Source organism: Marinomonas sp. CT5, assembly GCF_018336975.1.
In the GTDB taxonomy this organism is placed as follows: Bacteria; Pseudomonadota; Gammaproteobacteria; order Pseudomonadales; family Marinomonadaceae; genus Marinomonas.
Genome location: NZ_CP025572.1, coordinates 2,690,494 through 2,711,010, shown reverse-complemented (window position 1 = coordinate 2,711,010; position 20,517 = coordinate 2,690,494). Strand labels below are relative to the sequence as shown.

The 20,517-nt window shown below is 40.5% G+C and carries 22 protein-coding genes and 1 pseudogene; 19 read left to right on the top strand and 4 right to left on the bottom strand.

Annotated features, from left to right (window positions below; genetic code table 11):
* Nucleotides 1–198: pseudogene (locus C0J08_RS12830) on the bottom strand (IS110 family transposase); the annotation flags it as partial.
* A 124-nt stretch (nt 199–322) separates the two neighbouring features.
* Between C0J08_RS12830 and C0J08_RS12825 the strand changes: the two are divergent.
* The 7 genes from C0J08_RS12825 to C0J08_RS12795 all read left to right on the top strand — a co-directional run bounded on the left by C0J08_RS12825 (nt 323) and on the right by C0J08_RS12795 (nt 4,001).
* Nucleotides 323–523: a hypothetical protein gene (locus C0J08_RS12825; protein ID WP_212652341.1), complete on the top strand. Its 201-nt coding sequence runs from the start codon at nt 323–325 to the stop codon at nt 521–523.
* 212 nt (nt 524–735) lie between these two features.
* Nucleotides 736–1,185 (top strand): pyridoxamine 5'-phosphate oxidase family protein, encoded by a 450-nt coding sequence (locus C0J08_RS12820; protein WP_212652340.1) that lies wholly within the window; start codon nt 736–738, stop codon nt 1,183–1,185.
* A 79-nt stretch (nt 1,186–1,264) separates the two neighbouring features.
* On the top strand, nt 1,265–1,594 hold the full coding sequence (locus C0J08_RS12815; RefSeq protein ID WP_212652339.1) for a YciI family protein: 330 nt from the start codon (nt 1,265–1,267) through the stop codon (nt 1,592–1,594).
* A gap of 142 nt (nt 1,595–1,736) precedes the next feature.
* Nucleotides 1,737–1,961, top strand: a complete 225-nt coding sequence (locus C0J08_RS12810) for a helix-turn-helix domain-containing protein (RefSeq protein WP_212652338.1) — start codon at nt 1,737–1,739, stop codon at nt 1,959–1,961.
* Nucleotides 1,962–1,971: 10 nt separating this feature from the next.
* Nucleotides 1,972–2,478 carry a Clp protease N-terminal domain-containing protein gene (locus tag C0J08_RS12805; protein ID WP_212652337.1) on the top strand — a complete coding sequence of 169 codons (507 nt, stop codon included), beginning with the start codon at nt 1,972–1,974 and terminating at the stop codon, nt 2,476–2,478.
* 79 nt (nt 2,479–2,557) lie between these two features.
* The gene (locus C0J08_RS12800) at nt 2,558–3,103 is read left to right on the top strand and encodes a hypothetical protein (RefSeq protein ID WP_212652336.1); all 546 of its coding nucleotides are present in this window, start codon (nt 2,558–2,560) and stop codon (nt 3,101–3,103) included.
* A gap of 499 nt (nt 3,104–3,602) precedes the next feature.
* On the top strand, nt 3,603–4,001 hold the full coding sequence (locus C0J08_RS12795; RefSeq protein WP_212652335.1) for a hypothetical protein: 399 nt from the start codon (nt 3,603–3,605) through the stop codon (nt 3,999–4,001).
* Nucleotides 4,002–4,093: 92 nt separating this feature from the next.
* Here C0J08_RS12795 and C0J08_RS12790 read toward each other — a convergent pair whose 3' ends face one another.
* Nucleotides 4,094–4,336 carry a DUF1127 domain-containing protein gene (locus C0J08_RS12790; RefSeq protein WP_212652334.1) on the bottom strand — a complete coding sequence of 81 codons (243 nt, stop codon included), beginning with the start codon at nt 4,334–4,336 and terminating at the stop codon, nt 4,094–4,096.
* Between the two features lie 132 nt (nt 4,337–4,468).
* Between C0J08_RS12790 and C0J08_RS12785 the strand changes: the two genes are divergently transcribed.
* Nucleotides 4,469–5,422, top strand: a complete 954-nt coding sequence (locus C0J08_RS12785; RefSeq protein ID WP_212652333.1) for a LysR substrate-binding domain-containing protein — start codon at nt 4,469–4,471, stop codon at nt 5,420–5,422.
* Between the two features lie 100 nt (nt 5,423–5,522).
* Here the strand turns inward: C0J08_RS12785 and C0J08_RS12780 are convergent, their stop codons facing one another.
* Nucleotides 5,523–7,628, bottom strand: a complete 2,106-nt coding sequence (locus tag C0J08_RS12780) for a methyl-accepting chemotaxis protein (RefSeq protein ID WP_212652332.1) — start codon at nt 7,626–7,628, stop codon at nt 5,523–5,525.
* Between the two features lie 384 nt (nt 7,629–8,012).
* Between C0J08_RS12780 and pssA the strand changes: the two genes are divergently transcribed.
* Together pssA and C0J08_RS12770 are read left to right on the top strand one after the other, a co-directional pair.
* The gene (pssA, locus tag C0J08_RS12775; RefSeq protein ID WP_212652331.1) at nt 8,013–9,350 is read left to right on the top strand and encodes a CDP-diacylglycerol--serine O-phosphatidyltransferase; all 1,338 of its coding nucleotides are present in this window, start codon (nt 8,013–8,015) and stop codon (nt 9,348–9,350) included.
* 114 nt (nt 9,351–9,464) lie between these two features.
* Complete coding sequence (locus C0J08_RS12770; protein ID WP_212652330.1) at nt 9,465–10,601, top strand: hypothetical protein; 1,137 nt, start codon at nt 9,465–9,467, stop codon at nt 10,599–10,601.
* Nucleotides 10,602–10,677: 76 nt separating this feature from the next.
* On the opposite strand, the gene gbca is transcribed toward C0J08_RS12770, so the two are convergent.
* On the bottom strand, nt 10,678–11,952 hold the full coding sequence (gene gbca, locus C0J08_RS12765; RefSeq protein ID WP_212652329.1) for a glycine betaine monooxygenase oxygenase subunit: 1,275 nt from the start codon (nt 11,950–11,952) through the stop codon (nt 10,678–10,680).
* Nucleotides 11,953–12,229: 277 nt separating this feature from the next.
* On the opposite strand from gbca, the gene gbcB reads away from it, so the two are divergent.
* From gbcB to C0J08_RS12720, 9 genes are all read left to right on the top strand, one after another.
* A complete protein-coding gene (gene gbcB / locus C0J08_RS12760) occupies nt 12,230–13,360 on the top strand; it encodes a glycine betaine monooxygenase reductase subunit (protein ID WP_283247050.1) in 1,131 nt (376 codons plus the stop codon).
* Nucleotides 13,361–13,624: 264 nt separating this feature from the next.
* Entirely contained in the window at nt 13,625–14,734 is a 1,110-nt protein-coding gene (gbdR, locus tag C0J08_RS12755) for a choline metabolism transcriptional regulator GbdR (RefSeq protein ID WP_212652328.1), read from the top strand.
* A gap of 321 nt (nt 14,735–15,055) precedes the next feature.
* Nucleotides 15,056–15,736: a response regulator transcription factor gene (locus tag C0J08_RS12750; RefSeq protein ID WP_212652327.1), complete on the top strand. Its 681-nt coding sequence runs from the start codon at nt 15,056–15,058 to the stop codon at nt 15,734–15,736.
* On the top strand, nt 15,733–16,992 hold the full coding sequence (locus tag C0J08_RS12745; protein WP_212652326.1) for a sensor histidine kinase: 1,260 nt from the start codon (nt 15,733–15,735) through the stop codon (nt 16,990–16,992). The genes C0J08_RS12750 and C0J08_RS12745 overlap by 4 nt, the downstream gene beginning before the upstream one ends.
* Before the next feature lie 149 nt (nt 16,993–17,141).
* The gene (locus C0J08_RS12740) at nt 17,142–18,146 is read left to right on the top strand and encodes a pirin family protein (protein WP_212652325.1); all 1,005 of its coding nucleotides are present in this window, start codon (nt 17,142–17,144) and stop codon (nt 18,144–18,146) included.
* Nucleotides 18,147–18,394: 248 nt separating this feature from the next.
* Nucleotides 18,395–18,910, top strand: coding sequence for an NADPH-dependent FMN reductase (locus C0J08_RS12735; RefSeq protein ID WP_212652324.1), 516 nt, complete (start codon nt 18,395–18,397; stop codon nt 18,908–18,910).
* An 11-nt stretch (nt 18,911–18,921) separates the two neighbouring features.
* The gene (locus C0J08_RS12730; RefSeq protein WP_212652323.1) at nt 18,922–19,119 is read left to right on the top strand and encodes a 2-hydroxymuconate tautomerase family protein; all 198 of its coding nucleotides are present in this window, start codon (nt 18,922–18,924) and stop codon (nt 19,117–19,119) included.
* A 109-nt stretch (nt 19,120–19,228) separates the two neighbouring features.
* Nucleotides 19,229–20,116 (top strand): EamA family transporter, encoded by an 888-nt coding sequence (locus tag C0J08_RS12725; protein ID WP_212652322.1) that lies wholly within the window; start codon nt 19,229–19,231, stop codon nt 20,114–20,116.
* Between the two features lie 6 nt (nt 20,117–20,122).
* Nucleotides 20,123–20,476: a VOC family protein gene (locus tag C0J08_RS12720; RefSeq protein ID WP_212652321.1), complete on the top strand. Its 354-nt coding sequence runs from the start codon at nt 20,123–20,125 to the stop codon at nt 20,474–20,476.
* Nucleotides 20,477–20,517: the final 41 nt, after the last annotated feature.

Here is a 20,517-nt window from a genome sequence, read left to right as displayed (position 1 = left end):
CGCTTCATAAACAAAATGGAGTGTGGCAGAGGGATACTTAGCTTGAAATTGGCGGGCAAACTTTTTGATAGCCACCTTAGAGCTTGATATACGCCCGAAATGAATAGGTGTCGCTCCGCGCTGATCCTCGATATAGGCAATTTCAATAAACTCTTTATGAGTGTCCAACCCAATAAAAACTATGCTATGTTCAATCATGCTAGCCTCCATGATTTAGTTGTTGACACACTAATTATGGCTCTGGTTTTACACTAACCCACGGAATTGGAGGCTAGCATCGTGGGGAGTCATTATGTCTAGGCACTTAAAAGGAGAGTTTTAAGTGAAAGGTATTTATCGAATTTTTATTGCTCTAGTTCTTATAGTCGCAGCAATTGCATCTTACGGTATGGGAATTCATTCAGGTGTGTTTCTATTCATCATCTTAGGTATTGTTCTAGAAGGTGCATTTTGGTTCGGCTTGTTTCCAATCAAAAGGCAAAAAATAAGCTTAGCTTTTAGGTGCAGGGAGAGTAATACGTAAAAACCAAATACGCTTTGTAGAAAATAGGCTTTTTTGTTTTTCGTTTTACTACGGCGCTAAGGTTTTAAGTTTGAGATCAAAAACACAATTATTCGCTTCAAAGTCAAAAAGCGAACATGAGCGGAAGTTTATGAACGTGCCTAACAAAACACTGTTGGCACTCCCTTCGGTCGTTGGGACGCTTAGCGTTACACGCTGCAAAGGTACACGAAATGATTACGGAAGAAATAAAACAATCGGTTAAAGAAAATGTTCTTTGTTGGTTGGCTACTTCAGACAGGGAGGGTTATCCAACTTGCTCTCCAAAAGAAGCCTTTACCACCTACGGTGAAAATGAAATCGTCATTGCCAATATTGCCTCTCCGGGTAGTGTTAAAAATATAGAATCCAATCCAAATGTTTGCGTAAGCTTCATTAACATCTTTAAACAAAAAGGGTTTAAATTAAAAGGCACCGCATCTTATCTTTCTTTGGACGACATTGGTTATCAAAAGTATGCGGAGATATTGACCCCAATTATTGGAGATGCCTTCCCAATTAAGGGGGTTATAGTGGTGGTAGTAAATAAATCTGAACCTATCATTGCCCCGAGTTACTATTTGGTTCCAGGTACAACAGTAGAGAGCCAAGTCAGTCAGGCCAAAAAAAACTATGGCGTATAACAAGGTGCTTCACACGGATAAATTAGTCGCTGCGCGTCTAATTTTCCGATGAGCGCGGCGTCATTTTCAAAGGAAGTATATGAATAAATATGTGGCAATTTTGTCTAAGAAAAATAGACAGTTATTTAGCGATGGACTTTTAAATAAGCATGTAAGCTATCTTAAGTCCCTAAAGAGGTCTGGAGTTTTGCTGCTATGCGGTCCGTTTTCGGATAATGATTCAGCAATTCAAATAATAATGTCAGATAGTTTAAAGTCAGCTAAGGAAACTATTCAGTCAGATCCATTTGTAAGTCAGGGCTATTACAGTGAGTTGTTGGTAAAAGAATTAATAGAAGCAAACTCCGCGAATAACTGGCTAGTAACAGACCCGCAAACTGAGGCTAATCGAGCTAGCTCACAAGTATAACAAGGCCTTAAAGTCGGATTCGTAGTAGTTGGCTCGGTCCTGCTTCGCTACACATTTTAGCCAACTTTTACTAACCGCTTAAGGCAGCGTTAGCTGTTCATCGGATAAAACCTTCCAAATATTCGTCAACTTTGGTTGACGAATGAAAAATATAGAAACTCTACCTTCAGCTGATAACCCCGAAGAAGCTCTCGCTGCTGTAGTTGCTCTGCGCCATTTAGCGGAACTATTGGAGCGGCAAGCGGTTAAAGAAGCCATAAAGCAGGGATGGAGTTGGTCTGAAATCGCTGGGGCACTAGGCGTCTCTAAGCAAGCTGCACATAAGCGTCATGCCACTGATATTCACAGCTCTAAGAAAGATCGTTAAGGAGATTGGAATGTTTAAAAGAATCATGCTTCGTTTCCGAGATATGAAAACCATTAGTAAGTTGATTTCCGGTGCAGAAGAACAAGCACATATCAATGGAAAGGAAGAGCCAGGGGCAGAACACTTCGTACTTTCAGCTTTAAATTTAGATGATGGCAGCGCTAAACGTGTGTTTGAGAGAATGGATGCAAATGCTGAAAAATTCAAAAGCGCTATAAGTCAGCAATACACCGATGCATTGTCCTCTATCGGTTTTGATAATGTGAATGAAATTAGTTCAGAGGCGATACAATCAAATAAAATATTTCACAATTCGCAGCCATCGGGTCAAACGTTGGTTAAATCGCTATATACTCTCAAACAAAGAGATAAGCATCGACCTTTGTTGAGCGCTCATGTAATTAGTGTTGCGTCTGAAATGGAGTACGGCGTTGTAGCGAGAGCTTTTAGAGCTATGGGCGTAGACTCAAAACAGTTGGCTCGTTTAATTAAAGAAGAGCTTGAGTCACAGCATTGATACACCTAACAAATCAATTAACTACGCGCCTTCTGCGCCAGTCATTGAGGTGTTAACTAGCTAGCATAGGTCTAGGAATATGATTTTAGTTTCGGATGTATTTGGTAAAACTCCTGCTTTAATAAAGTTAAGTGAAGAGCTAAACGCTAGGATTATCGTAGATCCTTATAATGGGGTGAATATGAACTTTAAAAATGAAGCTGAGGCATATTCATACTTTATGGAACAAGTAGGACTTGAAACGTATTTATCAAAACTACTAGAAGTGATTGAGTCAATAGACACAATTAGCACCTTAATCGGTTTTAGTATTGGAGCTTCTATTATTTGGAAGTTATCTGAAAAATCATCAGTTAAGAATATAGAGCGTGGAATTTGTTACTATGGTTCCCAAATTAGAAATTTTAAAGAAGTAAACCCATCATTTGAAGTGGAGTTGATCTTTCCTAAGAAAGAATCTCACTTCGATGTTTTGGAATTACAATCTGAATTGTCTAGAAAACAGAATGTAAAAATTATAAAAACACCTTACTTGCATGGTTTTATGAATTTATATTCAACTAATTACAGTCAGACAGGTTATGTTGAACATTTGAATTGGTTACGGTTAAATTCCAGTTATTAAGGCGTTAAGCCTTATTTAACATGGAGGTATATTTGAAAAGTCACGTTAAGGTTTTGGTAACATTGATTTTGTACGTATCTTTATTAGGATGAGCATATTTTCGTCCATTAGATGGAGAGTCGCCTGTAGAATCTGATTTTTGATATACCAAGATTCCAGAGTCCTATTTAAGCCGAGCATGGAAGCACAGGCAAAATTAGTATCATCTTTTCTTGATGATGCCATCAGGAAAATTGAGTTTGCACACGGCAAGCCATTTACAAAGAATGTAATTGTTCATATTTGTAATACTACGAAATGCTTTTCTCATTACACGGACTCTAATGAAAGAATCAAAGCCGCTGTTAATATTAACGGTTTATTTTTGTCGCCTCTTGCCTTTGAAAACAATCGCGAGAAGTGATTTCTAACACACGAACTGTCTCATTTACACTTGTTCCAACAAATTTCAATATACCAAGCTATTCAAATACCCCAATGGTTTCATGAAGGTCTAGTTGTGTATGCATCAAACGGCGGTGGTGCCGACTTGGTAAATGAGAAAGCGGCAATTTCATATTTGAAAGAAAATAAACATATCGAACCTATTGATGTCGGTGGTCTCTTTGGTAAAGGGGGCGTATGGGGTGAGCGATGGCCTACAAATTACCCGCGTTTAAAAGATGGGGCATTTCAACAGCATATGAATTACCGTCAAAGTGAGATGTTTTATGCGTTTTTGAACAAAGGATATAAGGCCACTAGCCTTCTTAGAAATCTCGAAAAAGGTAATAATTTCAAAGAATCATTCAAGAATTTCTTTGGTAAAACCACCTATGAAATGTGGTCTGAATATATCAGTGAGCAGGCCTTAACAAGTCAAAGCACGCGGACCTCGCTACGCTACGCCGGTATTTGACGCGCCAGAAGACAACCTGTCTAAAGAAATCACAACCCTGCAACAAGGAAACTTGGCTAAGTATCCTTGTTGTTTCTCTATCCTAATCACATTCACTTCCACAGCGGTTTGTTTACTTCGTGATCCACATCCGCCGCGGTGATGCCGAGGTCTTTTAATTGAGCATCGTTTAGTTGGCTGAGTCTGCTTCTGGTACGCCAGTTATGCGCTATTTTAGCGAGACGCTGTTTCCATGTATTTTCTTTTAGTTTAGCTAATGTCTGTTTGCAGTCATTTGCTATGTCTACCTGGCTGCTTTTGATGTTGCTCATTGCTTCTGGAGTGCAAGTTTTCATGGTGTTTCTCCTTTATCTTAAGTCGGGTCAGACCCCTTTGCATATATAAATAATCGGTTATTAATTGCACTGAGACAAACGAGAAAAAGTGTTTTATAGTTAAGAAAAACTTACTTATAAACGAGGCTGATAATGTCTTCTCATCGAGTTTTGCCACCACTTAAATCATTACAAGCATTTCGTTATGCGGCGCAGTTGTTGAGTTTTAAAAAGGCAGCGGAGTCGCTTTTTGTGACGCAGGCAGCGGTGAGTCAACAGATTAAAACTTTGGAACAGGCGTTGAATGTGGAGCTGTTTGAACGACACACTCGCCAAGTGGTACTGACGTCGGAAGGGCAGTATTTGTTTGATTACGTTGAGAAAGCGTTCGGTTTATTGGAGGAAGGTGTAAAAGGCATTATGGAAGACCCTAAGCCTAATACTTTGGTGATCAGTTCTGTGCCGTCTTTTTCGAGTCGTTGGTTGGTATCGCGCTTAGGGCGGTTTCAAACAGAGGAACCTAAGATAAATCTTCGTTTGAGTCCAAGTATTGATTTATCGACTTTTGCAGATAACGATTTGGATTTGTGTATTCGCTTAGGTCGAGGTGAGTATGCAGGGCTAAAATCGCAATTATTATTAAGGGAGCATCTGGTACTGGTTTGTCATCCTTCGATGATTAATATGGATGAGCCGATCAAAGAACAATTAATCGATATCCCTATCATTACTGATACAGGGCCAGATGTTCGGCACGTATGGCCTATATTGCAGCGATTTTTGGATCTTTATGATATGCCGATGAAGTCGAATTTGCATGTGGCAGATTCAACTTCCTTGGTGGAGGCGTTGTTGTCGCAGCAAGGGCTAGCGATGATGCGTTATGGTTTGGTGTATGAGTTGATTGAGAAGGGGCAGTTGATTTGCCCTTTGCCCATTTATATGAAGTCTCAATACGACTTTTATCTTGTTGCACCTGCGCCGCATTTTAAATATCAGAAAGTGATGAAGTTTAAGCATTGGATTGAAAATGAGGTGAAGGTAATCGATTCATCTTGGAAGACGTATTTAAAGAACAATCCTGATATGGAAGAGGTTAGGGTTTAGCTTTCTTAAACCTTTTTCTAAGACAAAAAAAGAGCGCTCAAAATAGGATTGAGCGCTCTTTTTGTTTTTTAGCTAAAGGTAAATTGAATCTTATTTCAATCTATTTAACCTTTAATAAAGACAAGATAGCGGTGAGCTTTTCAACGGCTTGTGAGCTGTTTTTATTGCTACTTTCTAGTTCGCTGACGATGTCTTTTAGTTGCAATGATGAGTTGTTGATATCAATTAAGTTGCGGTTGATGTCTTCTGCTACGTTGGATTGTTCGCCGGCAGCGGACGCAACTTGAATGGTATTGTCGGAGATACCAGAAACACGCTGATTTACAATGCCTAGTTTTTCTGCACTTTCAATAGAAGATGTCACAGTTTGGCTGGCATTTTCTTGGCTGTCTTTGATTAAAGATACAGCGGATTGTACATCACCTTGCAAGCCTTTGATCAGTTCATCTACTTCTTCAGTCGATTCTTGGGTTCTGGCTGCTAAGCTACGAACTTCATCGGCAACGACGGCGAATCCTCGGCCTTGTTCACCAGCTCGTGCTGCCTCAATGGCTGCGTTCAAAGCCAGTAAGTTGGTTTGCTCAGCAATGGCCCGAATGGTATCTAGAATACTGTAAATTGAATCACTGCGTTGAGACACTTGGCCGACTTGTTCGCTGGCTTTGTCCAGTTGGTTGGCTAAGTTTTCCACCATTGTTTTATTGGCCTGAACCAATTCGAATGACTCACTTAAGTAGTTACTGATCTCTGTTGCCGCTTGCCCGTTTTCATTGGCTAGACTGGCAACGTCGGTTGCCGAGCTTGACATCTCGGTGACCGCTGTTACTACGGAGTGAATTTGTTCGGCCTGGTGCATAGTGGATTGGTGCGCAGTGGCGGTGGCTTTTACAAAATCATCGTTGGCGTTGGCAACGACATCACGCTGTTGAATCAGCTGCGTAATCATTGTTTGGAGTTTGCCAGTAAACTGGTTGAAGCCATTTGCCAAGAGAATGAGCTCAAGGTGTTTTTGAGGTTCTAGGCGTTGTGTCAAATCTCCATCTTCGGAGGCGAGGGCTTCCATTCGTAGGGCAATATTACGCAATGGCGCTGTAATAGTGCTGACGATTAGGAAAATAAACACCAAACCAACGGCTAAGAGAGTAATCGCAACAACAGCGAAAAGAACGATGGATTCTTGTGTTTTATTATCCAACTGATTGGTTAAAGCGTGAACTGGCGCTAACAAGACAGAAGTTGGTACTGAGACGAATACTTTCCATTTTTGTGGGGCATTGCCTATGGTAATTGAATCGCTAAATGTCCATTGTTCTTCTGTTTGTACTAAGCCCGTTTTTTGCGTGTCTAATGTTAGTTTGCTCTTGGTGATGTTTTGACCAACATCCTCTGGGTATTTGGTTGAGCCAACGATGAGGTTTTTTTCACTTAGGATGGTGATTTGACCTTTTCCATCAAAAAGCTTAGTTGCCATATCAACGATGCTTTTTTGGATTTCAGGTAGATTTACGTCTGCACCCACCATTCCCATGAATTTGCCATTTGCGAGCACGGGTTCTGAATACGTGGTCATTAGTACTTTTTCATTATTGGGTAGTTCATATAGATAAGGGTCGAGTAAACAGGCCTTTTTTGAATCTAATGAACATAAGTACCATTCAGATAGGCGGACGCCATTCTCATCGGTTTCTTTAAGGTATTTGATTTCAGTTTCACCTGGGCTAAAGGTGAAATTATTATCGTCTTCTTTTACCCAATAGGCATCTAACGTCCCAGTGTCTGAGGTGTGGTCACCCTTGCCCATGGATTCTTTATCTTTGCCGTCGTATCCGTTTGGCTCAAATTGAGAATACAAGGAGCTCATATTTGGCGCGCTTTTTAGCATGAATAAAGTCAGGTCTTTTACCTGCTGTCGGGTATAAGGTGTTCCGCCATTCGCTAAGTTCGTATCCGTAAGTACTTTTGCTAAGCTGGTGACAACTGTTGCGGTTCCTCCAAGGTAATTCGTTACTCCGGAACGAGCTTGATTCGCTGCGGATTTTAATAAGCTTTCGGCTTGTTCTTTTTCGAATTTTGTTAGTTCTTCGGCGGAGAAACGGCTTACTGAGCTAATAGAGTTAGCGGATAAATAAATAAGGATGGCGATAAGAATGGAGAAGAAAAGTCCGGTTATAGCAACTAATTTTAATCTTATGCTTAAGTTTGACATAGGGTTCCTTTTATTTTTCAGGTTAGTGCTGCTGTCAAAATCACTGTTTTTTTATAGCTATTAGGGGGGTGATTTTCTGTCGTATTTGGCTATAAATATCATCATAGCTCTTTTTATAACCACAAGACTACAGTCTTTTTGTATCGATTTTTGAGCAGTTTTGTATCTGTTAAGTATCATTATAGGTTGAAATCTTGAGGGTAGAGTGGCGGTCAAAGAAAGATGATATAGATAAATGTTTTGTAATTATGGGGAAAGGTGTTGGCTTATTGCATAAGTTGATGAAGAGAGAAATCTTATGTTTTTGTATTCTTTTTTAGGATAAAAGCGGCGAATTTGCTACAGTCTATGGTTAGTAAAAAAACAAGGTAGCACTTCTGTATTATGCCCATTAGAAACTTATTCGGTTCATTACCTACTTTTGCCGTTGAACCTGACCATTTCCAAGTTCTGCAATCAGCCCTTAGTTTTCGAGAACATTTGTTAAACGCAATTCATAATGCGACATCAAGAATCTATCTCGTTGCGCTTTATCTTGAGAATGATGAAGCCGGTAGGGAAGTTCTGACTGCGGCTTACGAGGCGAAACAGCGTAATCCTGAGTTAGATATTGTCATCTGTGTGGATTGGCACCGTGCTCAGCGAGGGTTAATCGGTGCTGAAAAGGCACAAGGCAATGCGGCTATGTATCAGGCCTTTGCTGAAAAATATGAACACGCTATTCCCGTCTATGGAATACCAGTTCGTAATCGTGAAGTGTTTGGGGTGTTGCATCTAAAAGGTTTTGTTATCGACGATACGGTGATTTATAGCGGGGCGAGTTTAAATAACGTGTATTTGCATTTTCAAGATCGTTATCGCTTTGATCGTTATCATGTTGTCGAGAATCGGGCTTTGGCAAACAGTATGGTGAATTTTATAAGTACTAAGATGATTCAACATGCTGCGGTGAATAACCTTGCTGAAACTGCTCTGCCTTCGACAAAAGAACTTAAATCAGCGATTCGAAAATTTAGAATTTCACTTGCTAAGGCATCTTACAGTGGAGACAAAGAAGTCGTTGGGGATCAGCATATAGCGGTGACGCCTTTAGTTGGTGTGGGTAAGCGATATAATGCGTTGAACCAAAAAATTATTTCATTGTTAGCAGGGGCAAAACAAGAGATTGTTCTTTGTACGCCGTATTTCAATCTACCTAAATCTGTCTTGAGAGAAGTAAAGCGTGCGATTAAACGTGGAGTGAAGGTTCATGTTGTAGTGGGTGATAAAACCGCTAATGATTTTTATATTGCTCCGGATCAGCCGTTCAAAGCAATTGGTGGTTTGCCGTATTTGTACGAGATGAATTTGCGTAAATTCGCTCGTGCTAATGAGAGTCATATCGCATCAGGTGGACTGTCGATTCATTTATGGAAGCACGACACGAATAGCTATCATTTGAAAGGATTATGGGTAGATGGTCGTACTATGTTGTTGACAGGAAATAATGTTAATCCGAGAGCTTGGGCACTGGATTTGGAAAATGGTTTACTGATTGATGACCCACATCAGCATTTGCTCGCTAAGTTTTCTGCTGAATTTGATAACATTTATCTTCATACACAACGAATCACTTCATTCGAACAGATTGAGGTAATGGCGGATTATCCAGTTAAAATCCAACGATTACTAAAAAAAGTTATTCGTACGCGAGCGGATAGGTTGCTAAAGCGGATTTTGTAAAAATTTTGCTTGGCTTGTTTGCAATGTGAAAGGCATGTTTTGTAAGTAAAGGCATTAGTTTTGATTCGATAAATAGAAAGTGTTGATTGTATTTACAATAAATGAGGTAGGACCGTGGCACAAATTATGGAAAGCAATGATTTTTTTGAATTCGATTTTGGTGAATCTGCTAAGGGCAAAGCGCCTAAAGCAGATGGCTACTACAAAATTTCTGAATATATATCATTTATGCAGTCGGTAGAGAGCGATAATGAGGCAGACTCGACAAACACTGAGCTGATGCTGACAAAATTTCGCAAAATGTTTTATAACTCTCTTGCTTGGAATGATCTGTTAATTCCCGAAACAAAAGGTATCCCCGCCTTTTCTTCAAGCCCTAATATTGACAAACTCTCCGCGAACCATGAGGTAATACTCTCTAATAATGAGCTTTATGATATTGCTCATATATTCGCTATTTTAGATGCCAGTAATCATAATGGACCCTTCGCTCCTGTTTCTGAATCTATCATTAAATCCCGTATTTGGCCTTATTTGAAGCATATTATGCCTGTTGTTCATGATAGAAAAATGGCGGCAGGATGGCTTGGTGATTTATCAGAAATTGCAGGTGAGTTTTTCATAAGCAAGTCTGAAACACATGCGCAAAAGCAAGAAGTGGTTAATCAGTATGGCGCGTATTATAAAACGTTAGCGAACGTTGATGGGATGATCATTTCTGGTTCAAAAAGCTATGATATTAGCGCTAAGTCGGGGCTGAAAGTATCTGATATTTTTAATGATTATTTTGGCTCGGCAACAACGGAAGGGCAAAGAGAAAAGCGACATGGTTCGATGTATTTGGACTATGCAAGCTCTATTGGCTTGACGGGCTGGAATGGTAGCTCTTTTAGTAATCAAGCTGTTTGGCTAGAAGACCAAAAGAAAAATTTACGCACCTGTACCGCTTTTTTTATCATCAAAGCAAGAGGGGTTGATACAAAAGCATTTGATTTAGAGGCTTTAAAGAAGGATTTGGCTTTTTTGGCGGGTCATTCATTGTGTAGTGATTTGGAGCGTGTGTTTGCTAAATTTTTGCTCGATGAGATATCAGATAAGGCAACGCCGTTAGACAATGATATTTTGACAATATCCATCTGCTTTTTAACTTGGATTGGCTTTTATGACAAAAAGTTGTCTATAGAAAAATTATTGTCTTCTTATGTGCGAGGGTTAATTCAAGCAATTGTTAACACCACAGATACCAAATAAATTATTCATAATCATTTATGTATATTTTGAATAAAAAAGCGAATCCGAAGATTCGCTTTTTGCGTTTTTGGCTGTGTTATTTCGCTTTTAGGTTCTTTTGAACGGTGTTTGAGTACCATTCTAAGAAGTTAATCACACCAAACTCGAAGGTTTCTGAGTAAGGACCTGGTTGGTAGCCAATGGAGTTGATACCAAGCTGGTTGCGCTCACCGAGAAGTCGGTCTTGTTCGTTGGTGGCGTCCCATACTTTGCGCAGGTTTTCTGGATCATAATCCACGCCTTCTACGGCGTCTTTATGAACAAACCATTTGGTGGTCACAATGCTTTCTTGCGCGGAAATAGGCAATACACGGAACACAATAAAGTGGTCGGATTGCATATGGTTCCATGAGTTAGGAAGGTGCAAAATACGCATAGAGCCAAGTTGACGGTTTTTAATGCGGCCAAGTGTTTTAGTGCAGGCCGCAGCACCATCTATGGTCATGACTTCTGTGCCCTTTTTCAGAGGCATACGCACGATGCGGTTACGCTGTACTTCACCAAAGCTCTTGTGCTTGTGAGGAATGCCTTCTTTGTCCCACTGTGCTGATTGTTCGTTGTAATGGTTTAAGAAGTCTTGTGATGCTCGTGGGTCTTCTGTGTCGTCCCATTCGAGCAATGTGTGTAGAAGTTCTGGGTGGCTGCCTGAGCAGTGGTAGCACTCACGGTTGTTTTCGAGAACCAGCTTCCAGTTAGCACGTTCGTGCATGGTGGATTCGACCGCCAGTTTGGTGTTTTCAACGTCGTAAGGTTCCATGTATTCATCGAGGGTCGACAAAAAGTCATCAAAACCATCATCTGGTGCGGTTTTGCCTAGACAGACGAAGATAAAGCCGCCGCCTGTTTTACAAAGTGCTGGTTTTAGGCCGTGTTGCTTCAGGTCGAAGTCTTTGCTCATTTCTGTGCCAGCAAATAAAAGGTTGCCTTTAAGGTCGTAAGTCCATTGGTGATAAGGGCACACTAGGTTAGCCACTTTACCACGATGCTCTGTGCAAATGACGGAACCGCGGTGTCTACAAGTGTTATGGAACGCATTTACGTTTCCTTCACCATCACGTAGGACAAGCACTGGATTTTGCCCAATTTCGACAGTTATATAGTCGCCTTTTTTTGGGATTTCACTTGTCATACCCACAAATAGCCACTCTTTTTGGAAGACTTCTTCCATGTCAATTCTGAACATGTTTGGGTCATTATAAAGCTGAGCGTCAAGTGAGTAATTGCTAGGACGTTTTGCTAGCAATTCTGACATGGCAGTTTTGGCTTCATCTAACGAAGCATGGCGCATATTTAGTTGGTCGTTTAGGTTCATCTTTCTGGGCCTTAAATGACAAAAAGATTAATGGACTGTGTTACAGCGTCGTTTTATTACGAGGCTATATTGGCTTAATAAAGCATGAAAGAAATGACTATTCACGACACGAGAAAGCACCTAAATCGACTCGCAATGTCTTGTGGCTTCTAGCGTTGACTGCTATGAGCAAGTTATTGTCGCGCAGAGTTAACTTGCGTTGCTCAACAGGATCCAAAATGGCTCGAAATGGTGTCACACAACTTTAAGCAATTGAATTTAATTAAGAGATTTCAATATGAGCAATTCTTCTTCTGTAAATACGATGAATGCTGATTATTTAGCGCCGGTAAATACTCAGACTTGGGTGAATGGACGTCATAATGTTCGTTGTGTGAAGGTGATTCATGAAACATGGGATGTGAAGACATTCTGTTTTATGGCTCAGCAGCCAGTGATGTTCTTCTTCAAACCGGGGCAATTTGTTACTTTGGAGCTAGAAATTGAAGGTAAGCAGGTCATGCGTTCCTACACCATTTCAAGTTCTCCTTCTGTACCTTACAGTTTTTCTATCACGGTGAAGCGTGTGCCTGGTGGTGAGGTATCGAATTGGTTACACGACAATATGTCGGTTGGTTCTGAATTGGCTGTACATGGTCCTGTCGGCCAGTTTAACTGTATTGATTTCCCAGCGGACAAAGTCTTGTTGTTGTCAGGTGGTGTGGGGATTACGCCAGTGATGTCTATGGCGCGCTGGTGGTTTGATACTAATGCTGATGTGGACATGACCTTTATACACAGTGCTCGGTCACCAAGAGATGTGATTTATTCCCGTGAGCTTGATCATTTGGCGGCGCGATTGGATAACTTTGGTTTGTATTTGATCGTAGAGCGCATGGAGAATGGTTTGCCTTGGCAAGGTTACCGTGGTTACTTGGATGAAGCGAAGTTGGATATGATTTCGCCAGACTTCATGGAGCGCGAGATCTTTTGTTGTGGTCCTGCGCCTTATATGAAAGCAGTGAAAAACCTTCTTCAATCCCGTGGTTTTGATATGAGTCGCTACCATGAAGAATCGTTTGGCGCGACACCGGCCAGCGTGGTGGAAGATGCTCTAGAACAAGCCGAAGTGGCTCAGGCTGAAGCGGATTTGGTAAATCATGAAGATTTGTTGAGAGTGGAATTTGCTAACAGCGGAAAGAGTATTCAAATAATGGCTGGTGAAACCTTGCATAATGCGGCGGCAAGGTTGGATTTGATGATACCAAAAGCCTGTGGTATGGGGATTTGTGGGACATGTAAAGTGCTGGTGAAAGAGGGGGAGACCAAGATGGAACATAACGGCGGGATTACCGATGATGATGTCGAAGCCGGTTACGTTTTGTCATGCTGTACGATACCTCAGTCAGATGTCGTTATTGAATACTAAATTTAATGAAATTAGGTGTTCCTAAAAAGGGCGATCATGGTCTATATTAGTGCAAGATGGAGCATTGATTTGACCGAAAAGTAAAGGGCTAAGTGCTTATTGTCTTGGCCCTTATGTTTTTGCTTTTTAATTGTATAAATTAATAACTTTTTGTTTCCTTAAAAGAATAAAAAAGTGCTTCTTACTGTGGTTTTGCAAACTAATCTAGAAATATGGTCTAGATCTTGCGTAGTGGTAAAGAAGTACAAATATGAGGACATAGATATGGAAAAATCCCACCTGGCTTTTGGCGCAAAAAACACTACTAAAGTTGGTTTTCTATTGCTTGATCATTTTACGATGATTGCATTAGCTTCCTCAATTGAGCCACTTCGCATGGCGAACCAATTGTCAGCTGAAGAATTATATAGCTGGCATTTGATTTCTGAAAATGGTCAATCTGTTACTGCTAGTGATGGTTTGAGCTTGACACCTGATTCGTCAATGGAAAACTGTGGTAACTTTGATTTGATTATCGTTGTGGGCGGCGTCGATATTACTCGAACCTTTACGGTAAAACAGATTTCTTGGTTAACTAAGCAATCTCGTAAGGGTGTTAAGTTGGGCGGTATTTGTACTGGGGCTTATGTGCTTGCTCATGCTGGTCTTTTGAATGGCTATCAATGTAGTGTTCACTGGGAGTGCATGACAGCATTGCAGGAAGCTTTTCCGAAAGTTAATTGTAATAATAAACTCTTTTCTATCGATAGAGATCGTTTGACATCCTCTGGTGGTAGTGCGCCTATGGACATGTTTTTAAATATGATGTCTAAGCAGCATGGCCCTAAATTATCTAATGCTATTTCAGATATGTTTATTTGCGATCGTATTCGTAATGAGTCAGATCAACAGCGTATGCCAATGCGCCAGTTTAATAGTGCGGGCGTTTGTACTCCTAAGTTGGTGGATGTTATTGAGTTAATGGAAAATAACTTAGAAGAGCCTATTGAGTTAGATGAATTGGCTTCTTTTGTTGATGTGTCTCGTCGTCAGATTGAGCGTATGTTCCATCGTCATTTAGATTGCTCGCCTTCGCGCTTTTATTTGCGTTTGCGGTTAGAAAGGGCGCGGAAGCTGTTGAAGCAGTCTAATATGTCAATTGTAGAAATTTCTATGGCCTGCGGTTTTATATCAACACCACACTTTAGTCGTTGCTATCGTAAGCATATTGGGGTTTCTCCTCGTGATGAACGTAAAATTGCTTGGAAAGGTGGAGTGCCTGAAGATGCTTCTATTAAAGTTGAAACGGGTGAAGCTATTGTCTATATCCCTCATGCTCATGATGCGTTGAATCATTCCCATGCTGAACCGAGTTATGGATCGGTGGTGGTGTAGTTAACATTTAACAAGATTTACGAAAGAGCCTAATTGCCGTGATACCAATAGTTGTACATTGGACGTCATGGCAATTAGGCTCTTTTTTTGTATACAGCATATGAGTTTTGTTTACTTTTACCCATTTAGCTGATGTCAGAAATAAATTCAGTTGCTATTCCGATCAGTTTTTCCCTTTAAACTTATGTCTGTCGATGTCACTTTTACTTGTCATAAAAGATTAGGCTTATTCTAATGTTGATGAAGTTGGGAAAAATGATTCTCTTTTATGTGATAATTTGACCGTATTTTGCTTGGCTCTTTGGAAAGATTGAGAGAATTATGAAATTGCTATTGGTTGAAGATCATAAAGATATTGCTGGGGTGATCTTTGATTACTTCGAGATCAAAGGGTACGTCTTAGATTACGCTAATAATGGCTTGCAAGGTTATGAGCTGGCTAAGTCTGAGAATTATGATGCCATTATTTTGGATATTATGTTGCCTAAGATGGATGGTTTGCTTGTGTCGAAATCTTTGCGTGAAGCAGGTATTGATACGCCTATTTTAATGTTAACGGCAAGAGATTCCAAAGAAGATATTCTGGCGGGCTTTGCTCATTATACCGATGACTATTTAGTAAAACCTTTTGACCTGGATATTCTTGATTCTCGGCTGCAGGCTTTGGTAAGAAGACGAAAAGGAGGTGTGGCCGTTCGGCTACTGACTTTTGACCGTATGTCATTGGATATGAATACAAGGATTTTGCAACGTGAAGGCCATCGTTACCCGTTAAACCCATCGCAATATACTATTTTAAAATGTTTGATGCAGAAGGCTCCGGATGTGGTATCGAAAGATGAAATATGCGATGCATTGTGGGGGGATGATGAGCCAGATAGCAAAGTCTTAAGAAGTCATATTTATCAGCTGCGCAGTTTGATAGATCGACCATTTGAACACGCATATTTAAGGACAGTGTCAAAAGTGGGTTATCGTCTAGTTGCTGAAGGTGATGAATGAAGCGAATAAAAACGGCTAAGCAGCTTACTTTTACTTATTTTTCTATCATGGCTTTTGCCATCATTGCTTTCCATTTTTCAATGTTTATTTCGATGATCGAAAATATCGAAATGGTTTATGCTGAAAATCGCATGTTGAAAGATAAAAATACTGCCGTTGAGTTGTTAGAAGGGACGCAACTGACACACGTTTCAGTTCCGCCTTTCTCGGACGTTTACATTGGCAAAGATCATCTACCGAAAAATATCATTTTGGCGCCCAACCTTTCCGATGATAAGCCTTATGTGTTGGATAACGCCTTAGATAAGATGCATGGTAAGTTTTTAATGCGCTCACAGGCCATGCTTAATGGTGAAATGAAAGACGTATACGTAGTTCATCATGATGACATTTATGAAATATCGGAAGAGGAGATGTTTGAAACGCAGAGTACTCAGCTGATTTTATCTTTACTATTATTGGTTGTTAGCTTGTGGGTGGTCATGCGAATCTCTGATCGTTTGAGTAAACCTCTTGCCAAGCTTTCTGCAAATCTTGGTGAAAGAACCTCCGCTAACCTTACTGCGATTGAATTACCGGAAGGAGAGGCAATAAAAGAGATTCATCATCTAGTGAGCCAATTAAACAGTTATCAAAACCAAATTCGAGAGTTGATCGAGCGGGAGCGAGCATTCAACCGTTATGCAAGTCATGAGTTGCGAACGCCTCTAATGGTGATGAAGGGAGCAACGACGCTACTTGGTAAATCGGATTCTAAAGAGTTTTTAGAGCGTCAGAGAGCTCGTATGACTCAAGCATGCCAAGAAATGGAAGACTATATTACGACCTTATTGTCTTTAACTCGAGATGAAGATTTATCAGAGGTTGCTTCGCGTATTGTGCAGATGAGTGAATATCAAGAGATAAGACAAACGCATTTAGCTTATCTTTCTGGAAAGTCTGTGGTAGTCAACATCGTAGGGGAAGGTCAAATTAAGACGAAATTGCCTACCCCGACTTTTCATATTTTGGTAGGGAACCTATTAAAAAATGCCATGGCATCCACAGAAGAAGGACACATTAATATTGTTATCGCTGAAAATATGCTATCAATTTCTGATACGGGTTGCGGTTTGGGTGGGAAGCCAGGTGGCGAAAGTTATGGCTTAGGTTTAATGATAGTGCGTGATATTTGTACTAAATATCATTGTTCATTTTCATTGGAAGATAATACAGATTTGGTCGGCTGTACTGCTAAGGTGGTTTTTCCTGATTAAGGATAATGCCAGTGGCATGTACGATGTTTGAACTAGATATATTTAAAAAATAGATAGATTGAAACGAATATCAGCATAAAACAATCAAGTTTATAGATGTTATTATATATGTATTAGATAGAAACACTATTTCTTGATGGAGAAACATAATGAGCTCTTCAATTTTAAAACGAATTCCTTTGCAAATGTTCTGGCCAACATTTGATCCTTTCTTATTCTGTGCTTTTCATAATGATACTTACCCTAAAGCTAACGGTTCAATGGGGCCTGCTGCTTCTTTGAGTAATCGTCCTTTAGGACAGGATTTTGGCGGTATTGATGGTTGGCGTATGTATCACGGTAAAAATATTCCAGGCTTCCCTGCACATCCGCATCGCGGCTTTGAGACGGTAACCATAGTCAATAAAGGTTTTGTCGATCATGCAGACTCAATTGGTGCCGCAGGTCGCTACGGTGAAGGTGACACACAATGGATGACCGCAGGTTCTGGTGTTCAGCACTCGGAAATGTTTCCTTTGTTGAACGACGATGACGCGAATCCATTAGAGCTTTTTCAGATTTGGTTGAACTTGCCAAGCAAAAATAAAATGGTGCCGCCACATTTTGCAATGCTTTGGAATGAAGACACGCCAGTGGTCAAAGTAGCTGACAGCAAGGGGCTTGAAACTCATGTTAAAGTGGTTGCAGGATCGTATCAAAATGTCGACCCATCTCCTTGTCCGCCAGATTCTTGGGCAGCGGATAATAATAACGATGTGGCAATTTGGTTGATCGATTTGCCAGAGAATGGTGAGTGGGTCTTACCGTCTGCGTCAGCAAACTTAAGCCGTACCCTGTATTTTTTTGAGGGTGAAAAAGTGAGTTTGGATGAGACAAATGCGGTTATTAATGAGGCGTTCATCTTGAAAAGTGATTCGGAGTTAGCTTTCCGAAATCAGGGTAAAAAAGCCAGATTTTTATTATTGCAAGGTCGTCCAATCGGTGAGCATGTAGAACAACATGGCCCATTTGTAATGAATACAAGAGCCGAGTTACAGCAAGCATTCCAAGACTATCAACGTACGCAATTTGGTGGTTGGCCTTGGCCGAACCATGAACAGGTGCATGATAAGTCTAAAGGTCGCTTTGCAGAACATGCAGGTGAGAAAGTCTAGGCCGTTACATTACTGACTTGCCAGTCAGATAGATTAAAAATAACTATTTAGAAAACCGCTTTATTGCCTAGATGCAATAAAGCGGTTTTTTATGGAAAAAATTTTGGTGTTCTTGTGACAGAAAATGGTCACAGGTGAGAGAGAAAATCAGTGTATTAAAGTGACTAATGATGGCATTCTAAATATCGATACAGCAAAAAAACAAGTTTTGTGTTTTTTCTAATATTTATCAATCTAAAGGATTAAAAATGAAAGTACTCGCATTTGGCGCTAGCTCTAGTAAACAGTCTATTAATAAAGCATTAGCGGGTTACACCGCTAATTTAGTTGAAGGTGCTGACGTCACGCTTCTTGATCTGAATGATTTTGAAATGCCGCTTTTTAGTGAAGATTTTGAGAAAGAGTATGGTGTTCCTTCTCAAGCGCAAGCGTTTGTTGATGCGATAGCACAGTCTGACGCTGTTGTTGCTTCATTTGCTGAGCACAATGGTTCTTATTCTTCTGCGTATAAAAATATCTTCGACTGGGCGTCCCGTATCGAAAAAGCTGTTTATCAAGACAAGCCTGTTGCGGTACTTTCAACGTCACCAGGGCCGGGTGGTGCAAGCAGTGTTTTGGCTCAAACGGTTAACAGCATGCCGTTCTTTAAAGGCAATGTAGTGGGAAGTCTGAGTGTGCCTAACTTTTATGATGTGATGAAAGATGGCGAGATTGTAGATGATTCTGTTAAGCAGTCTTTAAAAGCGATTGTTGCAAAATTCTAAGGAGGTGCTGTGTGCCTTACGTCAATATTAGGATTACGGATGAAGGTGTAACCAAGGAGCAAAAGCAAGCACTTATAAAAGGTGCGACAGATTTGCTGGTGGACGTACTTGGGAAGAATCCAGCCACGACAGTGGTGGTAATTGATGAAGTAAATACAGACAACTGGGGAATTGCAGGAGAGTCGGTTACTGAGTTGAGAAAAAAATAAGTGCTTTTGGATTCCTTTGAGGAATCCAAAACATAATATTTATTCCTTTTACAAATACATCTCTTCGCCTCATGCTAATTGCTCTTCACTATCAAGGTTGGGTGTTAGCATGTGGGTCTTTATTACTCTGTTTGCGGCAGGGTGTCAGTCGGTTCGAACGGCGTATCAAAATACGTTAGCTCGTGAAACAGGTTTTTTGCACGCCACCATGTCGCGTTCTTTGTATGGGTTGCCATTAGTCAGTGTGTATCTTGTCGTTTGTTGGCAAATATTTGGCTGGGTGTCTATTGAAAAACATTTAGACTTTTTTATTCCGGCCAGTATTTGTGCGATTGCTCAAGTTATGGCGACTTACTTTATGTTGCGGGCGTTTCAGACTGGAAGTTTTGCATTAGGCACTTTGTTAGCGAAGACAGAGGCGGTTTTAGTGGCGCTTATTGGTTTACCATTGTTGCATCATACCTTGTCGATAGGGAGTTGGATTGGTATTGCTTTGGGAGTGATAGGAGCAATAGTGATGAGCATTAAATGGAGTAATATTAGGCAGTCTTATAAGGACATTTCTCTTCTGCTTGGGCTTGGTAGTGGTCTATGTTTTGCTATTGCCTCTGTTACGTCGTCGATGGCCACTCATTCGTTGTCTGGCTCTCTTATTACCAGTGCGGGAGTGACACTTTGGTATGTTTTGGCGTTGCAGTCTATTATTTTGTGTGGCATTCAAATTTATAAAAGCAAAGATATGTTAGCGCCTTTTAAACAGGAGTTTTCCCTTAGTTGTAAAGTGGGTGTGCTGAGTTCATTGGGGTCAATTGGTTGGTTTACTGGTTTTGCTTTGGTCAATCCTGCCTTGGTAAAAACGTTAGGTCAGATTGAAATCATTGGCACACTTTACTATTCAAAAGTACGCTTTGCTGAAAAGCTGACGAAACAACAGTGGCTTGGTGGTGTTATGATTCTTGTGAGCGTCATTTTAGTAGTGACATCAACGATAAAGTGAGGAAGTATGGAATCCAATAAAATTAATTATGTTGAGTTACCTGCTCGTGATTTAGCGTTAAACAAAGCCTTTTTTAGTCAAGTGTTTGGCTGGGGGTTTAAGGATTATGGGCCTCAATATTCAGCGTTTGAAAATGCGGGTCTTGATGGTGGTTTTTTTCAGGCTGATTTTTGCTCGCGGCCAAAAAATGGCGCAGCTTTGGTTATTTTGTATAGTAACGAAATAGAAGTTGTGCTTGAAAAAGTAAAGGCGGCTGGTGGTGTCATAGAGCAAGAAATTTTTGATTTCCCAGGTGGTCGTCGTTTTCACTTCCTAGACCCATGCGGTAACGAATGGGCGGTTTGGAGTGAGCCTGCTTAACGTTTTTACTATGGTAAGGTAAAAAAACGGGCGTGGATTCG

What these genes read in the sequence shown, in the direction of transcription:
- C0J08_RS12820 (WP_212652340.1), top strand. Translation starts at nt 736, where the DNA reads ATGATTACGGAAGAAATAAAACAATCGGTTAAAGAAAATGTTCTTTGT.
- C0J08_RS12815 (WP_212652339.1), top strand. Translation starts at nt 1,265, where the DNA reads ATGAATAAATATGTGGCAATTTTGTCTAAGAAAAATAGACAGTTATTT.
- C0J08_RS12810 (WP_212652338.1), top strand. Translation starts at nt 1,737, where the DNA reads ATGAAAAATATAGAAACTCTACCTTCAGCTGATAACCCCGAAGAAGCT.
- C0J08_RS12805 (WP_212652337.1), top strand. Translation starts at nt 1,972, where the DNA reads ATGTTTAAAAGAATCATGCTTCGTTTCCGAGATATGAAAACCATTAGT.
- C0J08_RS12800 (WP_212652336.1), top strand. Translation starts at nt 2,558, where the DNA reads ATGATTTTAGTTTCGGATGTATTTGGTAAAACTCCTGCTTTAATAAAG.
- C0J08_RS12790 (WP_212652334.1), bottom strand. Translation starts at nt 4,336, where the DNA reads ATGAAAACTTGCACTCCAGAAGCAATGAGCAACATCAAAAGCAGCCAG.
- C0J08_RS12785 (WP_212652333.1), top strand. Translation starts at nt 4,469, where the DNA reads ATGTCTTCTCATCGAGTTTTGCCACCACTTAAATCATTACAAGCATTT.
- C0J08_RS12780 (WP_212652332.1), bottom strand. Translation starts at nt 7,628, where the DNA reads ATGTCAAACTTAAGCATAAGATTAAAATTAGTTGCTATAACCGGACTT.
- pssA (WP_212652331.1), top strand. Translation starts at nt 8,013, where the DNA reads ATGCCCATTAGAAACTTATTCGGTTCATTACCTACTTTTGCCGTTGAA.
- gbca (WP_212652329.1), bottom strand. Translation starts at nt 11,952, where the DNA reads ATGAACCTAAACGACCAACTAAATATGCGCCATGCTTCGTTAGATGAA.
- gbcB (WP_283247050.1), top strand. Translation starts at nt 12,230, where the DNA reads ATGAGCAATTCTTCTTCTGTAAATACGATGAATGCTGATTATTTAGCG.
- gbdR (WP_212652328.1), top strand. Translation starts at nt 13,625, where the DNA reads ATGGAAAAATCCCACCTGGCTTTTGGCGCAAAAAACACTACTAAAGTT.
- C0J08_RS12750 (WP_212652327.1), top strand. Translation starts at nt 15,056, where the DNA reads ATGAAATTGCTATTGGTTGAAGATCATAAAGATATTGCTGGGGTGATC.
- C0J08_RS12745 (WP_212652326.1), top strand. Translation starts at nt 15,733, where the DNA reads ATGAAGCGAATAAAAACGGCTAAGCAGCTTACTTTTACTTATTTTTCT.
- C0J08_RS12740 (WP_212652325.1), top strand. Translation starts at nt 17,142, where the DNA reads ATGAGCTCTTCAATTTTAAAACGAATTCCTTTGCAAATGTTCTGGCCA.
- C0J08_RS12735 (WP_212652324.1), top strand. Translation starts at nt 18,395, where the DNA reads ATGAAAGTACTCGCATTTGGCGCTAGCTCTAGTAAACAGTCTATTAAT.
- C0J08_RS12725 (WP_212652322.1), top strand. Translation starts at nt 19,229, where the DNA reads ATGTGGGTCTTTATTACTCTGTTTGCGGCAGGGTGTCAGTCGGTTCGA.
- C0J08_RS12720 (WP_212652321.1), top strand. Translation starts at nt 20,123, where the DNA reads ATGGAATCCAATAAAATTAATTATGTTGAGTTACCTGCTCGTGATTTA.